An 18,225-nucleotide genomic window follows, 5' to 3' on the forward strand; every position below is an offset into this window, starting at 1 on the left:
GTGGCGTGAACTTCTGGCAGTACCTGAGCAGCCGCCATCAGCAGCTGCTCACGGACGCGTACCAGCACGCCAGCGTGGTCTTCCAGTGCATGGTCGTCGCGACGCTCATCGGTGTGGTGATCGGCGTCGTCACCTATCACAGCGACTGGGCGGGCGGCGTCGCCACGACCACCACCTCCACCATCCTGACCATCCCCTCGCTCGCCATGATCGGTCTGCTCATCCCGATCGTGGGCCTGGGCGTGCCGCCCACGGTGATCGCGCTGACGCTGTACGGGCTGCTGCCGATCGTGCGCAACGCGATCGTGGGCCTGCGCGGGGTCGACCCCGCGCTGGTGGACGCGGCGAAGGGCATCGGCATGTCCGGTCCGGCCCGGCTGCTGAAGGTCGAGCTGCCGCTGGCCTGGCCGCCGATCCTCACCGGCATCCGGGTCTCCACACAGATGCTGATGGGCATCGCGGCGATCGCGGCGTACGCCTCCGGCCCCGGCCTCGGCAACGAGATCTTCCGCGGCCTCGCGTCCCTGGGCAGCAGGAACGCGCTCAACCAGGTACTCGCGGGCACGATCGGGATCATCATCCTCGCGCTGCTGTTCGACGCCGCCTACGTCCTCATCGGCCGGCTGACCATTCCGAGGGGGATCCGTGCCTGAGACGACCGAGGTCGCAGGGCCACCCGAGGGCGCGCACACCTCCACGACCGGCGCCACCATCGAGCTGGAGAACCTCACCAAGCGCTACCCCAGCAGCCGGGAACCCGCCGTGGACAGCGTCAACATGGAGATCAAGGCGGGCGAACTGGTCGTCTTCGTGGGCCCGTCGGGATGCGGCAAGTCCACCACGCTCAAGATGATCAACCGGCTGATCGAACCGACCAGCGGCCGCATCCGCATCAACGCCGAGGACGTCACCGACATGGACCCGGTGAAGCTGCGCCGCAAGATCGGCTACGCCATCCAGGCGTCCGGGCTCTTCCCGCACATGACGGTCGCCCAGAACATCGCCCTCGTACCGAAGATGGTCGGCTGGTCGAAGTCGCGGGTCAGAGCGCGCGTCGAGGAGATGCTGGACCTGGTCGGCCTCGACCCGGCCGAGTTCCAGGGCCGTTATCCGCGCCAGCTCTCCGGCGGCCAGCAGCAGCGCGTGGGCGTGGCCCGGGCGCTCGCGGCCGACCCGCCCGTGCTGCTGATGGACGAGCCCTTCGGCGCCGTGGACCCGATCACCCGCGACCACCTCCAGGACGAGCTGATCCGGCTCCAGCGCGAGCTGCACAAGACGATCGTCTTCGTCACCCACGACTTCGACGAGGCGATCAAGCTCGGTGACCGGATCGCGGTGCTGCGCGAGCACTCGCACATCGCGCAGTTCGACACCCCGGAGGCGATCCTCACCAACCCGGCCGACGACTTCGTGTCGGGGTTCGTGGGCGCGGGCGCGGCGCTGAAGCGGCTCAACCTCACCCGGGTACGGGATGTGGAGATCACCGACTGTCCGACGGTGACCGTGGACGACCCGCTCCAGGAGATCTTCAACAAGCTCAGAAGCAGCGGCACGAACGAGATCCTGTTGCTCGACCGGCGGGGCCGCCCCTACAAGTGGCTGCGGCGCGGCGACCTGATGCGGGCCAGGGGTTCGCTGGCGCGGGCGGGCACGCTGGTGCACGACACGGTGACCCGGGACGCCACGCTGCGGGACGCGCTGGAGGCGGTGCTCATCGACAACACGGGCCGGGTCGCGGTCACCGGGCGGCGCGGCGAGTACATCGGTGTCGTCGACATGGAGACGCTGATGAACTCCGTGCACGAGTTGCTGGAGGAGGACCGGCTGGAGGCGATGGAGCACCAGCACGAGCTGGAGGAGGCGCGCGCCCAGCAGACCCACTTCGAGCAGGAGGGTGCGGGCGGCGGGGAGGCGAAGGCGTGAGCACTCCCCCACCCGAGGAACGGCCCAAGGAGCGGCCCAAGGAACAGCGCAAGGAACGGCGCAAGGATCAGCGCAGGGAGCGGCCCGAGGGCGAGCACGAGGTGAAGGGGCTCGCGTTCCGGGACGACGGCGAGTTCTCCCCGGACTCCGGGGACTTCCCCGAGGACCTTCCCGAAGGCCTTCCCGGGGACGGTGAAAGCGGAGTCGAAGGGGAGGCCCCACCTCCGAAGGTCGTCCTCAAGCGCCGGATCAGCTGGCAGAAGCTGACCTTCCTGCCCCTGGTCCTCGCGGCCGTACTGCTGGCCACCTGGCTCTGGTTCCAGCAGGCCCGGCTGGACCCGATCTCCGAGAACGCGCTGTCGAACGGCCAGGTGTCGAAAGCCCTGTGGCAGCAGATCCGGCTGACCGCGATCTCCACCTTCTTCGTGCTGATCATCGCGATCCCCCTGGGCATCCTGCTCACCCGGGCGGCGTTCCGGAAGGCGACCCCGGTCGCGATGACGCTCGCCAACATGGGGCAGGCCACGCCCGCGATCGGCCTGCTGGCCCTGCTGGTCATCTGGCTGGGCACCGGCCAGCGGGCGGCCCTGATCGGCATCACCGTCTACGCCATCCTGCCGGTCCTCTCCAACACGATCGCGGGCCTGAAGGCCAACGACCCGACCCTGCTGGAGGCGGCCCGAGGCATCGGGATGTCCCCCCTGGGGGTGCTGACCCGCATCGAACTCCCGCTGGCCGTGCCGCTGATCCTCGCGGGCGTGCGGACGGCCCTGGTCCTGAACGTGGGCACGGCGACCCTCGCCACCTTCGGCGGGGGCGGCGGCCTCGGTGTCCTGATCACCACCGGCATCACCACCCAGCGCATGCCCGTCCTGGTCCTCGGCTCGGTCCTCACGGTCTCACTGGCCCTGCTCGTGGACTGGCTCGCCTCCCTGGTCGAACTGCTGCTCAGGCCGCGCGGACTGGAGGCAGAATCATGAGACGTACGGGTCCCGCGCCCGCCGCGAGACGTACGGGTCCGGTGCTGGCCGGGGCGCTGGTCCTGGCCGCCGGCTGCGGGCTCACCAGCGGCTCCCCCATGGTCGACGACGTCGCACCCGGCTCGATCGGGCAGGGGCGGCCGCTCAAGGGCGCCCATCTGACGGTGACGTCGAAGGAGTTCACCGAGCAGCTGATCCTCGGCGCGATCATGGGCATCGCCTTCCAGGCGGCCGGCGCGGAGGTCCTCGACCGGACGGGCATCCAGGGTTCGATCGGCGCGCGGGAGGCCGTCAAAAGCAAGGACGCGGACGGGATGTACGAGTACACGGGCACCGCCTGGATCACGTACCTCGGCAACAGCAAGCCCATCCCCAATCCGCAGCAGCAGTGGCAGGCGGTGCACGACGCCGACCTGAAGAACGGGCTGACCTGGCTGCCGCCGTCCGCGCTCAACAACACGTACGCGCTCGCCATGAACCAGGCCAACTTCAAGAAGTACGGCACCAAGACGCTCTCCGACGTGGCCGCGCTGTCCAAGTCGAACCCGGGCGCGGTCACGCTGTGCGTGGAGAGCGAGTTCGCCAACCGGGCCGACGGGCTGCCGGGCATGGAGAAGGCGTACGGGATGAGTCTGCCCGCGAAGAACATCACGCAGATGGACACCGGGATCATCTACACCCAGGTGGCGAAGGGGAGTTGCACGTACGGGGAGGTGTTCACGACCGACGGGCGCATCAAGTCGATGAACCTGGCGGTGATGGAGGACGACAAGAAGTTCTTCCCCAACTACAACGCGGCGCCCGTGATCAACTCCAAGGCCCTGAAGAAGTACCCGGCGATCGCCCAGGTCCTGGACCCGATCACCAAGAAGCTCGACAACGACATGGCCCAGACCCTGAACTCCAAGGTGGATGTGGACGGGCAGGATCCGCATCAGGTGGCGCTGGACTGGATGAAGCAGGAGGGGTTCGTCAAGGGCGGGTGAGCGGGCGACGCTTCCAAAGAAGTGGTTGCAAAGAAACCCTTGCAACCACTTCTTTGCAACGCTACCTTTGGATGCATGGAAGAGCCCCAGGATCCCCAGGTCCGCAATCTCGACGCCCGCTCGCTGCGCGGGCTCGCACATCCCTTGCGCATGCAGCTCCTGGACGCTCTGCGCTTCGGCGGTCCGGCCACCGCGTCCCAGCTCGCCGAGAAGCTGGGCGAGTCGAGCGGTGCCACCAGCTACCACCTGCGACAACTCGCCGCCCACGGCTTCGTCGAGGACGCCCCGGAGCGGGGCAAGGGGCGGGAGCGGTGGTGGAAGGCGGCCCACCGGGGCCTGAGGTTCGACGACTCTCTGCTCATGGACACCGACCCGGGCGTGCGCGGGGCCGCCGACATGTACCTCCACGAGGTCGCGACCGCGCAGACCCGGGACCTGTCGACCTGGCTGGGCAACCGGACCCAGTGGCCCGAGGAATGGTCCCGCGTCTGGGACATGAGCAGCGCGACGCTACGGCTGACCCCTGAACTCACCCGCGAACTCATCGAGAAGATGCACGCGCTCGTCGACAGCTACCGCGACCTGGCCGCCACCGAGGACGACGCCGAGGCCGCACAGGTCCGCTTCCACACCCACGCCTTCCCCCTCACGCAGGACCGAACGGAGACGCACCCATGACGCACGCCGAGACCCACCTCGCCCTGCACCACACCCGCGCCGCCGAGCTCCGGGCCCAGGCCGAGACCCACCGCCTGGCCGCCTCCGCCCGCCGCCCCGGTGAACTGCGGACGCGCCTCGGCTGGACCCTCGTAGAAGTCGGCCTGCGGCTCGCCGCCACCCCCCGCGTCGCCGTCGCGCACTGACGCGGCCCGCTAGCTAGCAGCTGGGGACCGAGCCCTTCCCCTTCTCCAGGGACACCAGCGCGTCGACCGCGCCCTTGAGCGTGGTCACCGGAACCAGTCGCAGCCCCTTGGGCAGTTCCGACTTGGCGTCCGAGCACTCCGCCTTCGGGACCAGGAAGACCGTCGCGCCGTCGCGCCGGGCGGCCTGCGTCTTCAGGGCGACCCCGCCGACCGCGCCGACCTTGCCGTCGGCGTCGATCGTCCCCGTACCCGCGACGGTACGACCGCCCGTGAGGTCGCCGCCGCCGCCGTCGCCGTCCAGCTTGTCGATGATCCCGAGCGTGAAGAGCAGTCCGGCGCTGGGTCCGCCGACGTCGGCCAGCTTGAGCGTGACCTTGACGTCGTTCTTCTCGTGCAGATAGGACAGGGCCGCCTTGGTGGCCGTGTCCTGGGACTGCTTCATCTCGGCGGCGTTGTGCTGCTCGATCTCCTTGACGGAGTTCCCGCTCGGGTAGACCGAGTCGCGCGGCATCACGGCCCGGTCCGTACGGAACCAGCCGTCGATCACGTCGCCCAGGCTGACGGTCGCGTCCGGACCGGTCGCCTCGATCGTCGTCATCCGCAGCTGCCCGTTCGTCTTCCGGGTGGGCGCTCCGCTGATCGTGATCACGGGGTCGCCCTTGTTCTCGCCCAGGACGTTCGCCGTCATGCCGGGCTGCGCCACGGAGAACGGCAGCGGCGCGAACGCCGCCGTGGCGAGCAGGGCCACGACGGGAACGGCGCAGACGGTGATGGCCTGGAGGCGTGTGAGGCGAGAGAGCACGGGATCAATCTAACGTCACCGCTCGGCGCGGCCTCCGTACAGGTCCCGCCGGGCGGTGGTGAAGCGGCGCAGCGCCTCCGGCAGCGGCTCGGTCCCGATGCCCGGGGTGCGCGGCACCGGCAGATGACCGTCCTGAAGGACGAAGGGCTCGGTGATGTCCTCGGCGAAGTAGCGACTGGAGGCGGAGGTGTCACCGGGGAGGGTGAAGCCCGGCAGGGCCGCCAGGGCCAGGTTCGGGGCCCGGCCGATGCCCGTCTCCAGCATGCCGCCGCACCAGACCGGTACCCCGTGCGCGTGGGCGACGTCGTGGATGCGGCGCGCCTCCAGGTAGCCGCCGACCCGGGCGGGCTTCACGTTGACGACCCGGCAGGCGTCCATGGCGATCGCGGAGGCGGTGTCGCGGGCGCTGTGCAGGGACTCGTCGAGGCAGACGGGGGTGGCGATGCGCTGCTGGAGCCGTGCGTGCGCGTGGAGGTTGTTCTCCTCCAGCGGTTCCTCGATGAGCAGCAGTCCGAACGCGTCGAGCCGGCGCAGGTGCTCGGCGTCCGCGAGCGAGTACGCCGTGTTGGCGTCCACCTGGAGCGGCAGCGCGTCCCCGAAGCGCTCGCGCACGGCCCGTACGGGCTCCAGGTCCCAGCCGGGTTCGATCTTCAGCTTGATCCGGACGTACCCCTCGGCGAGGTAGCGCTCGACGTCGTCGAGGAGTGCCGGGACGGAGTCCTTGATGCCGACCGACACCCCGGCGGGCACGCGGTCGCGGACGGCTCCGAGCCAGGTCGCGAGCGACATGCCGTAGGCGCGCAGCTCGGCGTCGAGGACGGCCGTCTCCAGAGCCGCCTTGGCCAGCTCGTGCCCCTTGATCTTCGCCATCGCGGGGGCGAGCGCGGCGGCCGTGAGGTGCGGGAGGGCGGCCACGCGCGGCAGCAGGAAGTCGCGGAGCACGATCTCGGCGCCGGCCACGAACTCCGAGCAGTACAGCGGCTCGGGGTCGGCGGCGAACTCCGACCAGCCCTCGGCCGCGTCCGTGACGACATGAAGGAGGAAGGTGTCCTTCGTCGTCATGGTCCCGAAGGAGGTACGGAAGGGGGTGACGAGGGGCAGCGCGATGTGGACGACTTCGACGCGTTCGAGTTTCATGCGGCGCCTTCCGTGGCGGGGCGGGTGAGGGTGTACCAGCCGTCGCGGGACATCCCGGTGGCGACGTACCCCTCGGCGAAGGCCTCCGTGAAGACCGCGCGGACGGCGTGGCGCCAGCGCAGCGCGAGCGTCGGGTCGGCGGCGCGCAGCTTGACGATGTCGTCCGGGACCCGGCACCAGATGTGCCGGTCGGAGGTGTCGCGGCGGGCGAGGAAGGCGTCGTCGGGGGCGAGGTGGGTGGCGGGCGCGGCGTCACGGTCGCCCGTCTCCCGGGGCGTGCGGGGCGCGGTCAGATCCCAGGTCACCGTCAGCCGGTCGCTCTCGTCCCCGTCGTTCACCCCGTCCGCCATGGGCCCGTAGAAGTCGACCAGGTACTCCGTGCCGGTGGCCCCCAGCTTGACCAGGTTGAAGCGGGCGTTGCGGCCGACCAGCGGATCGAAGGTCCAGCGCATGGTGCGGGCGCCGCGTTCCAGGGCCCAGGCTCGCTGGGCCTGCTTCACGGCGTACCCGAGCCCGCGATCGGCCGCGGCGACGAGGGAGTACGTGTCCTGCCGCCCCGGCTGCCCGAACACGGCGACGGCGGCTCCGGCCAGCCGTGTCCCGTCGTACGCGGCATGCACCGCGCCCCCGGCGTGCACCAGGCTGTGCAGCACCTCCGCCGGATAGGGCGGGCTGCTGCGGGGCATCTGCCAGACGTCGCTGAAGAGGTCGGCCACCGCGGCGATCCCGGCGACGTCGTGAACGGTACGGATGCTCACTTCTTCGGTCATGGAACCGAGTGTCGAAGCTCGCGGTGGCGCCCGCGTTGTACATCAGGACAACACGCGCGTACGTTCCTGATGAGATCGGCCAACCACGCCCGGCCGAGACCGGCCGACCATCCTTGTCATCCCCATCCCCATCCCCATCCCCACCCCCATCCCCATCCCCTCGGGAAGGAGCCGCGTGGACGCCTGCACCCTCGGTGACCTGCTGGACGTCGTCGGCGGCCCCTCCGTACGGCTGCAGACCGCGCCCGCCGGGCTCGCCGTGCCCGTCACCGAGGCGCTGCTGTACGACGCCCACGCGCCGCTGACCCGCACGCCCGGGGCGCTGCTGCTCGCGGTCGGGGTGCGGGCGTCCGCGGCGGGGCCGCTGGCGCGGGCGGCGGCGGAGGCGGGCATGAGCGGGCTGGTCGTACGCGGCCCGGACGGCCCGCTCGCGGAGGCGGAGTCGGCGGGTGTGGCCCTGCTGTCCGTGGACGAGGACGCCGCGTGGCACCACGTGCATCTGCTGCTGGCCTCCGCGATCGGCGCCCGGCCGTCGGCCGCCGGGAGCGGTCTGGGGGACCTGTTCGCGCTGGCCGACGCGGTGGCCGCGGCCGTCGGTGGCGCCACCGCGATCGAGGACCCGCGGCAGCGGATACTCGCCTACTCGACGGTTCCGGGGCAGCCGGTCGACGAGGACCGCCGCACGGGCATCCTCGGCCTCCAGGTGCCCGGGAGCCCCGCCAACTCGGAGCAGTACCGGGTGCTGTTCGCGGCCGAGGGCGTGGTCCGGCTGCCCGCGCTGACGGGCAGCGACAACCTGCCGCGGCTCGCCGTCGCCGTGCGGGCCGGCGGCGAGACCCTCGGCTCGCTCTGGGTCGTCGACGACGGTGGCCTCGCGCCGGACGCCGAGGAGGCCCTCGCCCAGGGCGCGTCCACGGCGGCGCTGCTCCTGCTGCGGGCCCGCGCCGCGCAGGAACTGGCCCGCCACCAGAACGGCGACCTGCTGCGCCGCCTGCTCGACGGCACAGCCGACCCGGCGGGCGCCGCCCACCGCCTGGGCATGGGCCTCGGCCCGGACGGAAACCCGGCGCCCGTGCGCGTGGCCGCCTTCGTCCTGGACTCCAGCGTCTCGGCGGCGGACGTCGAACAGACCGCGCTACGGCTCCTGGATCTCGTACGCCTGCAGTGCGAGGCGCGCTACGGGCGGCACGCGGGCGTCCTCGTCGACGGGGTCGTGTACGCGCTGCTGCCGGCGGTCGGGGAGCGGGGCGGGGCGCGCCATCGGGGGCTGGCGGAGGACATCGTGGGGCGGGCCGGGCAGGCGTTGCGGGTGCCCGTGCGGGCCGGGCTGGGGGATGTGGTCGGCGGGCTCGCGGAGGTGCGGGCCTCCCGGGACGACGCCGACCTCGTCCTGCGGGTCCTGGGCCCCGAGTTGCCGGTGGCGACCGTGGAGGAGGTGAGGCCGCGCGTCACCCTGCTGCGGCTGGCCGAAGTCCTGGGCGAGCGGCGGGAGTTGAGCGCGGGCGGGTGGCGGCGGGTCCTCGCGCACGACGCCGAGCATGGCACCGAGTACGCGCGGACCCTCGTCGCCTGGCTGGACGCGGGCTGCGACATGGCGGGCGCGGCGCGGCTGCTCGCCGTGCACGCCAACACCTGCCGTTACCGCCTCCGGCAGGCCCAGCAGCAGCTCGGCATCGACCTCGACGATCCCGACGAACGGCTGGTGCTGTGGCTCCAGTTGAGGACGCTGGGCGGGCTCGGCAGCCGTCACTGAGCCGCCCTTCGGGCCCGGCCGTCAGTTGACGTCCACGTCCTCGAAGACCTCCAGCATGCGCGTCAGCACCCGTACGCACCTCTCCACGTCCGCGTCGGTGAGGTCGCCGCCCACTCGCTTCAGCAGCGCGCTCTCGCGGGTGATCACCGCGTCGATGGCCGTACGACCGTCGTCGGTCAGCCGGATCAGCGAGGACCGCTGGTGCGCGGGGTTGGCGACGGCCTCGACCAGGCCGTGGGCCGCCGCCTCGTTGACCATCCGCTGCACGAACTGACGGCTGAGCGCCTGCGCGCGCCCCATCTGGGGGACCGTCAGGGGCCCCTGCGCGCGCAGGAGATCCAGGACGGCGCGCACGCCGATGGACAGGCCTTCGATCGGCTCGTTCAGCTCCACCTTGCGGCTCACGCGCCGGTACAGGGGCCCCAGTACGGCGAACACCTCGTAGAGGCGGGGGGCGAGGTCGTCGGGCGGGAGCGGCTTGGAGTCGTCGGGCTTGTCGTCGGGCTTGCCGGTGTCGGGCTTGCTGGTGTGGGTCACGGAAACAGGATGACACCTTGGTTGCCAAGTCGACCTCAACATGACACCTTAGTTGTCATAACTGATGCCTCTCGGATGTCCCTCAGGAGTTGTCATGACCGATGCCGCACAGGTGTTCATGTTCGAGTCCGCCGACGGTCCGCTCGCCTACCGCGACGTCGGCACCGGTCCCCCGCTGGTGCTGCTGCACGGCGGCTTCACCGACCACCGCATGTGGGACGACCTGGTGCCGCTCCTCGCGGTCGGCCACCGGGTGATCGCGCCCGACGCCCGCGGCCACGGCCGGTCCGCCAACGCGACGAAGCCCTTCCGCCCCACCGACGACCTCGCCGCCCTCCTGCGCCACCTCGGCACGGGCCCCGCGGTCCTCGTCGGAATGTCGATGGGCGGGGCCACCGCGGTCGACACCACGCTGGAACACCCGGACCTCGTCCGCGCGCTCGTCGTCAGCGGCGCCGGGATCACCGACCCGCAGGACACCGACGCCTGGACCCTGGACATCCAGAACAGCTGGGACGGCACCCTGGCCGCCGGCGACATCGACGGCTGGGTCGACATCTTCGCCTCGGCCGTGGCCGGCCCGCATCGCACGCTCGACGAGGTGGACCCGGAGGTCGTACGGCGGGTACGGGAAATGGCGCGGGGGACCATTTCCAAGCACACGCCCGACGAACCCGACCGGTCCGTCCCCGTGACCGACATCCCGGCGCGCGCCAAGAGCATCACGGTCCCCGTCCTGGCCATCAACGGCGCCCTGGACGCGGCCGGTCTGATCGCGATGGCCGACCGCCTCGTCGACGCCGTCGCCGACGGCCGCACGGCCACCGTCGAGGGCACCGCCCACTACGCCAACATGGAACAGCCTTACGTCTTCACCAAGTTCCTGTTGGAGTGGCTCAGCCGCCTCCCCGCGTGAGCCACTCCGACAGCCGCTCCTCGCACGCCCGCAGCTGCGCCACGGGGACGTACTCCCCCGCCGTGTGGGCGAGGACCGGATCGCCGGGGCCGTAGTTCAGGGCGGGCGTGCCGAGGGCGGCGAAACGGGCCACGTCCGTCCAGCCCAGCTTCGGACGGGGCGTGGCCCCCAGTACACGGACGAGCGAGGCGACCGCGTGCCGGTCGAGCCCGGGCAGCGCGCCCGGCACGACCTCCGTGACGTCGACCTCGTACTCGTCCTCGGGGAAGAGATCCCGTACGTACTTCTCCGCCTCCTGTGCCGAACGGCTCGGAGCGAAGCGGGAGTTGACGGTGATCACGCACTCGTCGGGGACGACGTTGCCCGCGACCCCGGCGCGTACGGCGACGGCGTTCAGTCCCTCCCGGTACTCCAGGCCGTCGATCACGACCCGCTCCGGGGTGTGATCGACGAGGCGCTGGAGGACGGCCCCGGCGCGGTGCGCGGCGTTCACCCCCCGCCAGGCGCGCGCGGTGTGCGCGCGCTCGCCGCGGACCGTGATGTCGGCCATCAGCACACCCTGGCAGCCCGCCTCGACCCCGGCGTCGGACGGCTCCATGAGGATCGCGAGGTCGGCGTTCAGCAACTCCGGCCGTACGGCGGCGATCCGGCCCAGCCCGTTGCGGTCACCCTCGACCTCCTCGCACTCGTAGAAGACGTACGTGAGGTCCCGGGTGGGCTCGGGGACCGTCGCCGCCAGCCGGAGTGCGACGGCGACTCCGCCCTTCATGTCGCAGGCGCCGAGCCCGTACAGCAGGTCGCCCCGCAGGAGGGACGGCAGGTTCCCGGCGGCGGGCACGGTGTCCAGGTGGCCCGCGATCAGGATCCGTTCGGGGTGACCGAGGTCGGTGCGGGCGACCACCGAGTTGCCGATCCGCTCCACGGTGAGGTGCGGGAGGGTGGCGAGGGCCGCCTCGACGGCGTCCGCGAGCCGGGCCTCCTCGCCGCTCTCGGAGGGGAGGTCGACGAGGGCGCGGGTGAGGGCGACGACGTCGGCGGTGAGATCGAGGGTGTGGCCGAGGGTGCTCACGCCACTTCCTTGTCGCCGAGCTTGTCGCCGGAGCCGAGTTCGTCACCGGAGCCGAGTCTGTCGCCGAGCTTGGAGTGCTTGATCCCGTACAGCCAGTAGATCACCAGGCCGACGACCATCCACGCGCCGAACGCGGCCCAGGTGTCCGGCCCCAGGCTGAACAGCATGTAGACGCAGAAGCCCACACCCAGGATCGGCGTCACCGGCGAGAGGGGCACCCGGAAGGAGCGGGGTGCCTCCGGGCTGCGGCGGCGCAGCAGGACGACCGCCAGGTTGACCAGCATGAAGGCGAAGAGCGTACCGATGCTGGTGGCGTCGGCGAGCGCGCCCAGCGGGACGAGCGCGGCGAGCACGGCGATGAAGGTGGAGACGATGACCGTGTTGGCGCGCGGCACCCCGGTGGTGGGGTGCACCTTGGAGAACAGCGGCGGCACGAGCCCGTCCCTCGACATCGCGAAGAGGATGCGGATCTGCCCGTACTGGACGGTGAGCACGACGCTCGTGGTGGCGACGACCGCCCCGATGGAGAGCAGGATCGGCCACAGGCTGCCGCCGCCGACGGACTGCACGAGCACCTCGCTCAGCGTGGCCTCCGTGCCCTCGAACCTCTTCCACGGCATCGCGCCGAGCGCGGCGACCGCGACGAGGACGTACAGGGCGGTGACGAGGACGAGGGAGAGGAGGATCGCGCGGGGCAGGTCGCGCTGCGGGTTCTTCGCCTCCTCCCCCGCCGTCGAGGCGGCGTCGAAGCCGATGTAGGAGAAGAAGAGCGAGGCGGCGCCCGCGCTCATGCCGGCGGTGCCGAGCGGGAAGAGGGGCGTGAAGTTCCCGGCGCGGAAGGCGGTGAAGGCGACCGCGCAGAACATCACCAGGGCGGCGATCTTCACGCCGACCATGACGGTGTTGGCGACGGCGCTCTCCTTCGCTCCGCGGAGCAGCACGACCATGGCGAGGACGACGATGGCGGCGGCGGGGATGTTGAGCACACCGCCGACGCCGGGCGGCGCGCTGAGCGTGTCGGGGAGGGTGACCCCGACGGTCAGGTCGAGCAGTTCGTTGACGTACTGCCCCCAGCCGACCGCGACGGCGGCCACGGACACCCCGTACTCCAGGATCAGACACCAGCCGCACACCCAGGCGACGAGCTCGCCGAGGGTGGCGTACGCGTAGCTGTAGGAGGAGCCGGAGCCCGGGATCATGCCGGCCAGTTCGGCGTACGACAGCGCGGAGAACAGCGCGGTCACTCCGGCGAGGACGAACGACACGACGATGGCGGGACCGGCCTCGGGCACCGCCTGGCCGAGGACCACGAAGATGCCGGTGCCGAGCGTGGCGCCCACGCTGAGCAGGGTGAGCTGCCCGACGCCCATGGTCCGCCTGAGCGGGCTCCCGGCGGCCTCGGCGACCAGCGATCCGACCCCCTGACGCCGGGTCAGCCGAGCAGCCCGTCCGCCTCCTCGGCCGACGTCCGGCCGTGTACGTACCGTCTCCGTCTCCACGCCTTGTCTCCCTGCGCCGTTCACCGATCCGCCTTCAGTGCCCTGATCATGCGGAGGGCGGGGCGACGGACGGTGGGAGCATCGGCCAGAGATGGCGGGGACGGTTTGGCGGGTCGGCCAAAGCCAGGGGGTGACTGGAAACAAGGGCCGTCAGCGCAACGGAGTACGGGGCGTCAAGTCAGCACCGTGCGGGCCCGGGGTCTCAGCGCAGTGCGTCCGCGACCTCCCGCGCCGCGTCCACGACCCTCGGCCCCACCCGTTCCGGCACGGAGTCCGCGAGCATGACGACGCCGACGCTGCCCTCGACCCCGGTCACCCCTATCAGGGGAGCGGCGGCCCCGCTCGCGCCTGCCTCCAACTCCCCGTGCGTGAGCGTGTATCCCGGGGCGTCCGCCCGCCCGGGCTGCCGGGCGGCGAGGATCGCGCGGCCCGCGGCGCCCCGGTCCAGCGGATGGCGGAACCCGGCGCGGTAGGCGACGTGATAGTCCGTCCACGTCGGCTCCACGACGGCGACAGCGAGCGCCTCGGTGCCGTCGACGAGCGTGAGATGGGCCGTGGCCCCTATGTCCTCGGCCAGCGCGCGCAGCGCCGGCAGCGCGGCCTCCCGTACCAGCGGATGCACCTGGCGCCCCAGCCGCAGTACCCCCAGCCCGACCCGGGCGCGGCCGCCCAGATCCCGGCGTACGAGCGCGTGCTGTTCCAGCGTGGCGAGCAGGCGGTACACAACGGTCCGGTTGACGCCCAGTTTGTTCGAGAGCTCGGTGACGGTCAGCCCGTGGTCCGTGTCGGCGAGCAACTTGAGGACACGCAGTCCCCGGTCGAGCGTCTGAGAGGTCTCCGCGGTCACGACGCCCACTCCTTAGTGGTGAGGTCGGCGGCCCCTCGCGGCGGTTGCGTCTCCGAGTCCCGTCGGCGACGCGCTTCAGAGGCCGCCGTCGGCTGACGACCCGGGCTCTTCCCGGGCGGAGTCGCTACACGGCTGCGCTCCGCGGCGGCGCTGCCACGGGGCGTGTGCGTAGCGGGACAGTAGCGAGCCAGTTCGCTCAGCGGAAGTCTCCGTCCAGAATCCGGTCACATCCTGGTACGAACTCCTCCCCTTTGCCAGACCTTTGTCCCGATACGCACGGCGCACACGCAAACGAACGCGCCCCCGAAGGGGCGCGGGGCGCTGACATCATGCAGCTCCGCCGCGTGGGCGCGACCAGCCACAGCCGATCCGCAGCCGAAACACAACAAGCGCCCCACGAACCACGACCGCCCCGGCACAGCGCCAGCGTCACCGCATACGGGTGGCCCACTCCTGCACCTTGGCGATCCGCTGCCGCAGCTGACCCGCCGTCGCCTCCGCGCTCGGCGGCCCCCCGCACACGCGGCGCAGTTCGGTGTGGATCACGCCGTGCGGCTTGCCGCTCTGGTGGACGTACGCGCCGACCATGGTGTTGAGCTGCTTGCGCAGCTCCAGCATCTCCTTGTGCGAGACCACGGGCCGTCGCTCGGCGGGCAGTTCGAGGAGGTCGGCCTCCTCGTCGGGCTTCTTGCGGCTGTGCGCGATCTGCCGCGCCTGCCGCTTCTGGAGCAACAGCTGCACCTGGTCGGGTTCGAGCAGCCCCGGAATCCCGAGGTAGTCCTGCTCCTCCTCGCTCCCCGGGTGGGCCTGCATCCCGAACTCGGCGCCGTCGTACAGCACTCGGTCGAAGACGGCCTCGGACTCCAGCGCCTCGAAGGAGAACTGCTCCTGCTCGCCGGTGTCCTCGTCCTGCTCCCGGTTCGCCTCGTCCATCTCCTGCTCGGACTCGGCGTACGGGTCCTCCTCGCCCTCCTTCTTGGGCTTGTCGAGGACGTGGTCGCGCTCGACCTCCATCTCGTTGGCGAAGCCGAGGAGGTCGGGGACGGTCGGGAGGAAGACGGAGGCGGTCTCGCCGCGCCGCCGGGACCGTACGAAACGGCCGACGGCCTGCGCGAAGAAGAGGGGCGTGGAGATGGTGGTGGCGTACACGCCGACGGCGAGCCGCGGCACGTCGACGCCCTCGGACACCATGCGGACGGCGACCATCCACCGGTCCTCGCTGTGGCTGAACTCGTCGATCCTGTTGGACGCGCCGGTGTCGTCGGACAGGACGAGGGTCGCCTTCGTCCCGGTGATCTCGCGGATGAGCTTGGCGTACGCGCGCGCGGAGTCCTGGTCGGAGGCGATGACCAGCGCACCCGCGTCCGGGATGCCCTTCCTGACCTCGGTCAGCCGCTGGTCGGCGGCGCGCAGCACACTGGGCATCCACTCGCCGCGCGGGTCGAGCGCGGTGCGCCAGGCCTGCGAGATGGCGTCCTTGGTCATCGGCTCGCCGAGCCGGGCCGCGATCTCGTCCCCCGCCTTCGTGCGCCACCGCATGTTGCCGCTGTAGGAGAGGAAGATGACGGGCCGCACGACCCCGTCCCCCAGCGCGGACCCGTACCCGTAGGTGTAGTCGGCGGAAGACCGCCGAATCCCGTCGTTTCCCTCTTCATACGTCACAAAGGGAATGGGGTTGGTATCGGACCGGAAGGGCGTACCGGTGAGCGCGAGCCGCCGCGTGGCGGGCTCGAACGCTTCGAGGCAGGCCTCGCCCCAGGACTTCGAGTCACCGGCGTGGTGGATCTCATCGAGGATGACGAGGGTCTTGCGCTGCTCGACGCGATTGCGGTGGAGCATGGGCCGCACGCCCACACCCGCGTACGTCACGGCGACGCCCTGGTACTCCTTGCTGAGCGGACCGGCGCTGTACTCGGGATCCAGCTTGATCCCTATCCGCGCGGCGGCCTCCGCCCACTGCTTCTTCAGGTGCTCGGTCGGCGCGACCACGGTCACCTGCTGCACGACGTGGTGGTGCAGCAGCCAGGACGCGAGCGTCAGCGCGAACGTCGTCTTGCCGGCGCCGGGTGTGGCGACGGCCAGGAAGTCGCGGGGCTGGTCCTGGATGTACTTCTCCAGCGCCCCCTGCTGCCAGGCACGCAGCTTGCTGGCGGTACCCCAGGGGGCGCGGCCGGGGAAGGCGGGTGAGAGGTGGTGCGAGGTGGATGCGCTGGCGGCGGTGGTAGTCACGGTCTCCGTGGTTGGGTCGAGCGGCTCGGCTACGTATGACAACCGGGCCACCCTACCGGCGCCCCGGAGCTGTCAACGCGCGGACGACGCCGGGTCACCCACGGATGGGACCCACCTCACAAACCCCGCAACCGCCCACCGATCACCCCGATGCCGTGCTCGACACCGGCCGCCACGTCGATGACCAGGCAGTACGAGGCCGGCCCGTACACGGGGACCGCACCCGCCGAACCGGAGCGCCGCTCTCCTCGCAGATCACCGCTCTCGCAATCGCGTCGTCACCCAGGCCCCCACCAACGCCACCCCGGCCATCGGCAGGAACACGGCGGCGAACGCGGTGGGATGGGAGCCGTCGGCCGTCGAGGTGGCCGTCTCCGCGACCTTGCCGCCGCCCAGCGCCGCGAACGCCGCGCCGCCCGCCGCGAGGAGCACGATGTTGGCGAGGCCGTCGGAGATCTGGAGCGCGGCGGAGTTGGAGCCGACCTCCTCCGGCGTCGAGAGGCGCAGCAGCAGCACGCTGGTCGAGGCGATCACCAGCCCCATCCCGAAGCAGCCGAACCCCCAGGCGACGGCGACGATCCACACGGGCACAGCGGGGATCAGCACACTGGGCACGACGGCGACGGCAGCCGCGAGCAGCACCATCCCGAGGAACATCAGCCGGTCCCGGTACGGCTCCGCGCGTGGCCGCGACTGCACATACGACCCCAGCGCCCAGGTGCCGCCGGCCGCCGCGAGGGAGAACCCGGCGAGTGTCGGCGACAGCCCGCGCTGGGTGACCAGCATGAGGGGCACGAAGGACTCGGCGGCGATGAAGGAACCGGCCGCCAACCCGCGCAGCAGCACCACGGACGGCAGCCCGCGCGCCGCCCGGTAGGTGCCGCGCGGCAACAGCCCGAGGACGGCCGGGACGAGCAGCGCGGCGCCCGCGAGGCCAGGGACGAGGGAGAGCGGGTCCAGGTCCTGGGCGGCGTACTGGAGGAGTCCGGAGCCGAGCGAGATCCCGAGCGCCAGCCGGATGCGCCGCCGCTCGAAGGGCTCGCGGCCGGCGGTCCCCTCGTCCGCCGACCGCCCGGACGACAGTCGTCGTATCCGCGGCAGCGCGAGCGCCAGCGGAAACACGACCAGCACCGGTATCCCGGTGAACACCCAGCGCCAGCCCAGGTGCTCGGTGACCGTGCCCGCGATCAACGGTCCGACCACGGACGGAATCACCCAGCTCGCCGCGAACGCCGCCATGATCGCCGGCCGCAGCCGCTCCGGGTAGGCCCGCACCACGACGACGTACAACGCCACGACGACCAGCCCGCCGCCGAGCCCCTGCACCGCCCGCCCGAGAAGGAACAGCCACATGGTCCCGGCCGTCCCGGACAGCAGCAGTCCCGCCGCGAAGGCCGTGATCCCCGTGGTCAGCGGCGCCAGAGGCCCGTCGCGGTCCGCCCACTGTCCGGCGAACACCATCCCGAACAGGCTCGTCGTGAAATACGCCGAGAACGCGAACGCGTACAACGACACCCCGTCGAGCTCCCGCGCCGCGACGGGCATCGCCGTCCCGACGGCCGTCGCCTCGAAGGCGATCAGCAGCTCCACGAACACGATCCCGATGCTGAGCGCCCGATAGGGACGGCTCAGCACACCCCCCTCCCCCTTGCCCTCGGGCGGGGCGGCCGCGGCATCACGTGCTTCCAGCGCTGTCATGGCCGTCAGCGTAAGGGCCACGACTGACAGTGACTCCTGTCCAAAGACCGTGATCGCCTGGGTCTTTGGTCGTACGCCACAGGTCCGGGAACCGGCATTCATGAACGGCGTATGGCAGTCCCGTTGCAGCGCTCCCGCGCCTCTTGAGCCCCACCCTCCGCCCCGCCTACGTTCAACCCATCAGGTTCGGAACGAGTGAGCCGTGCCGCACCTGAG

Annotated in this window: 17 protein-coding genes; 8 read left to right on the forward strand and 9 right to left on the reverse strand. The window is 71.4% G+C overall.

Annotated elements, in window-relative coordinates; translation table 11 throughout:
* Nucleotides 1–5 precede the first annotated feature (5 nt).
* From KVT44_RS09745 to KVT44_RS09770, 6 genes are all read left to right on the forward strand, one after another.
* The gene (locus KVT44_RS09745; RefSeq protein WP_099922414.1) at nucleotides 6–653 is read left to right on the forward strand and encodes an ABC transporter permease; all 648 of its coding nucleotides are present in this window, start codon (nucleotides 6–8) and stop codon (nucleotides 651–653) included.
* Complete coding sequence (locus KVT44_RS09750) at nucleotides 646–1,923, forward strand: betaine/proline/choline family ABC transporter ATP-binding protein (protein WP_217566705.1); 1,278 nt, start codon at nucleotides 646–648, stop codon at nucleotides 1,921–1,923. Before KVT44_RS09745 ends, KVT44_RS09750 begins: the two co-directional genes overlap by 8 nt.
* Nucleotides 1,924–2,024: 101 nt before the next feature.
* Complete coding sequence (locus KVT44_RS09755; RefSeq protein WP_217566782.1) at nucleotides 2,025–2,903, forward strand: ABC transporter permease; 879 nt, start codon at nucleotides 2,025–2,027, stop codon at nucleotides 2,901–2,903.
* On the forward strand, nucleotides 2,900–3,889 hold the full coding sequence (locus tag KVT44_RS09760) for a glycine betaine ABC transporter substrate-binding protein (protein WP_190173084.1): 990 nt from the start codon (nucleotides 2,900–2,902) through the stop codon (nucleotides 3,887–3,889). The genes KVT44_RS09755 and KVT44_RS09760 overlap by 4 nt, the downstream gene beginning before the upstream one ends.
* Before the next feature lie 75 nt (nucleotides 3,890–3,964).
* Nucleotides 3,965–4,567, forward strand: coding sequence for a transcriptional regulator (locus KVT44_RS09765; protein WP_217566706.1), 603 nt, complete (start codon nucleotides 3,965–3,967; stop codon nucleotides 4,565–4,567).
* Complete coding sequence (locus KVT44_RS09770; protein WP_190173082.1) at nucleotides 4,564–4,752, forward strand: hypothetical protein; 189 nt, start codon at nucleotides 4,564–4,566, stop codon at nucleotides 4,750–4,752. Before KVT44_RS09765 ends, KVT44_RS09770 begins: the two co-directional genes overlap by 4 nt.
* A gap of 13 nt (nucleotides 4,753–4,765) precedes the next feature.
* Here the strand turns inward: KVT44_RS09770 and KVT44_RS09775 are convergent, their stop codons facing one another.
* Genes KVT44_RS09775 through KVT44_RS09785 form a run of 3 tightly spaced genes read right to left on the reverse strand, consistent with a single transcriptional unit; the run spans nucleotide 4,766 to nucleotide 7,461 of the window.
* A complete protein-coding gene (locus tag KVT44_RS09775) occupies nucleotides 4,766–5,554 on the reverse strand; it encodes a S16 family serine protease (RefSeq protein ID WP_217566707.1) in 789 nt (262 codons plus the stop codon).
* 15 nt (nucleotides 5,555–5,569) lie between these two features.
* Nucleotides 5,570–6,691: an o-succinylbenzoate synthase gene (gene menC, locus KVT44_RS09780; RefSeq protein WP_099922408.1), complete on the reverse strand. Its 1,122-nt coding sequence runs from the start codon at nucleotides 6,689–6,691 to the stop codon at nucleotides 5,570–5,572.
* On the reverse strand, nucleotides 6,688–7,461 hold the full coding sequence (locus tag KVT44_RS09785; RefSeq protein WP_099922407.1) for a chorismate synthase: 774 nt from the start codon (nucleotides 7,459–7,461) through the stop codon (nucleotides 6,688–6,690). The genes menC and KVT44_RS09785 overlap by 4 nt, the downstream gene beginning before the upstream one ends.
* Before the next feature lie 175 nt (nucleotides 7,462–7,636).
* On the opposite strand from KVT44_RS09785, the gene KVT44_RS59980 reads away from it, so the two are divergent.
* A complete protein-coding gene (locus KVT44_RS59980) occupies nucleotides 7,637–9,214 on the forward strand; it encodes a CdaR family transcriptional regulator (protein ID WP_217566708.1) in 1,578 nt (525 codons plus the stop codon).
* Between the two features lie 21 nt (nucleotides 9,215–9,235).
* Here the strand turns inward: KVT44_RS59980 and KVT44_RS09795 are convergent, their stop codons facing one another.
* Nucleotides 9,236–9,751 (reverse strand): MarR family winged helix-turn-helix transcriptional regulator, encoded by a 516-nt coding sequence (locus tag KVT44_RS09795; RefSeq protein WP_308313940.1) that lies wholly within the window; start codon nucleotides 9,749–9,751, stop codon nucleotides 9,236–9,238.
* A gap of 94 nt (nucleotides 9,752–9,845) precedes the next feature.
* Here KVT44_RS09795 and KVT44_RS09800 point away from each other — a divergent pair, with 94 nt between their 5' ends.
* Complete coding sequence (locus KVT44_RS09800; protein WP_217566710.1) at nucleotides 9,846–10,667, forward strand: alpha/beta fold hydrolase; 822 nt, start codon at nucleotides 9,846–9,848, stop codon at nucleotides 10,665–10,667.
* Here the strand turns inward: KVT44_RS09800 and dapE are convergent.
* The 5 genes from dapE to KVT44_RS09825 all read right to left on the reverse strand — a co-directional run bounded on the left by dapE (nucleotide 10,648) and on the right by KVT44_RS09825 (nucleotide 18,009).
* Nucleotides 10,648–11,736 carry a succinyl-diaminopimelate desuccinylase gene (gene dapE / locus KVT44_RS09805; RefSeq protein ID WP_217566711.1) on the reverse strand — a complete coding sequence of 363 codons (1,089 nt, stop codon included), beginning with the start codon at nucleotides 11,734–11,736 and terminating at the stop codon, nucleotides 10,648–10,650. The two genes, KVT44_RS09800 and dapE, sit on opposite strands and share 20 nt — an antisense overlap.
* Complete coding sequence (locus KVT44_RS09810; RefSeq protein ID WP_217566712.1) at nucleotides 11,733–13,235, reverse strand: amino acid permease; 1,503 nt, start codon at nucleotides 13,233–13,235, stop codon at nucleotides 11,733–11,735. Before KVT44_RS09810 ends, dapE begins: the two co-directional genes overlap by 4 nt.
* Nucleotides 13,236–13,437: 202 nt before the next feature.
* Nucleotides 13,438–14,082 (reverse strand): IclR family transcriptional regulator, encoded by a 645-nt coding sequence (locus tag KVT44_RS09815; RefSeq protein WP_217566713.1) that lies wholly within the window; start codon nucleotides 14,080–14,082, stop codon nucleotides 13,438–13,440.
* Nucleotides 14,083–14,511: 429 nt separating this feature from the next.
* A complete protein-coding gene (locus KVT44_RS09820) occupies nucleotides 14,512–16,311 on the reverse strand; it encodes a DEAD/DEAH box helicase (RefSeq protein ID WP_054229739.1) in 1,800 nt (599 codons plus the stop codon).
* A gap of 255 nt (nucleotides 16,312–16,566) precedes the next feature.
* On the reverse strand, nucleotides 16,567–18,009 hold the full coding sequence (locus KVT44_RS09825) for an MFS transporter (protein ID WP_217566714.1): 1,443 nt from the start codon (nucleotides 18,007–18,009) through the stop codon (nucleotides 16,567–16,569).
* Nucleotides 18,010–18,225 lie beyond the last annotated feature (216 nt).

The sequence above is a fragment of the Streptomyces sp. GbtcB7 genome (assembly GCF_019091445.1).
Lineage (GTDB): Bacteria > Actinomycetota > Actinomycetes > Streptomycetales > Streptomycetaceae > Streptomyces > Streptomyces mirabilis.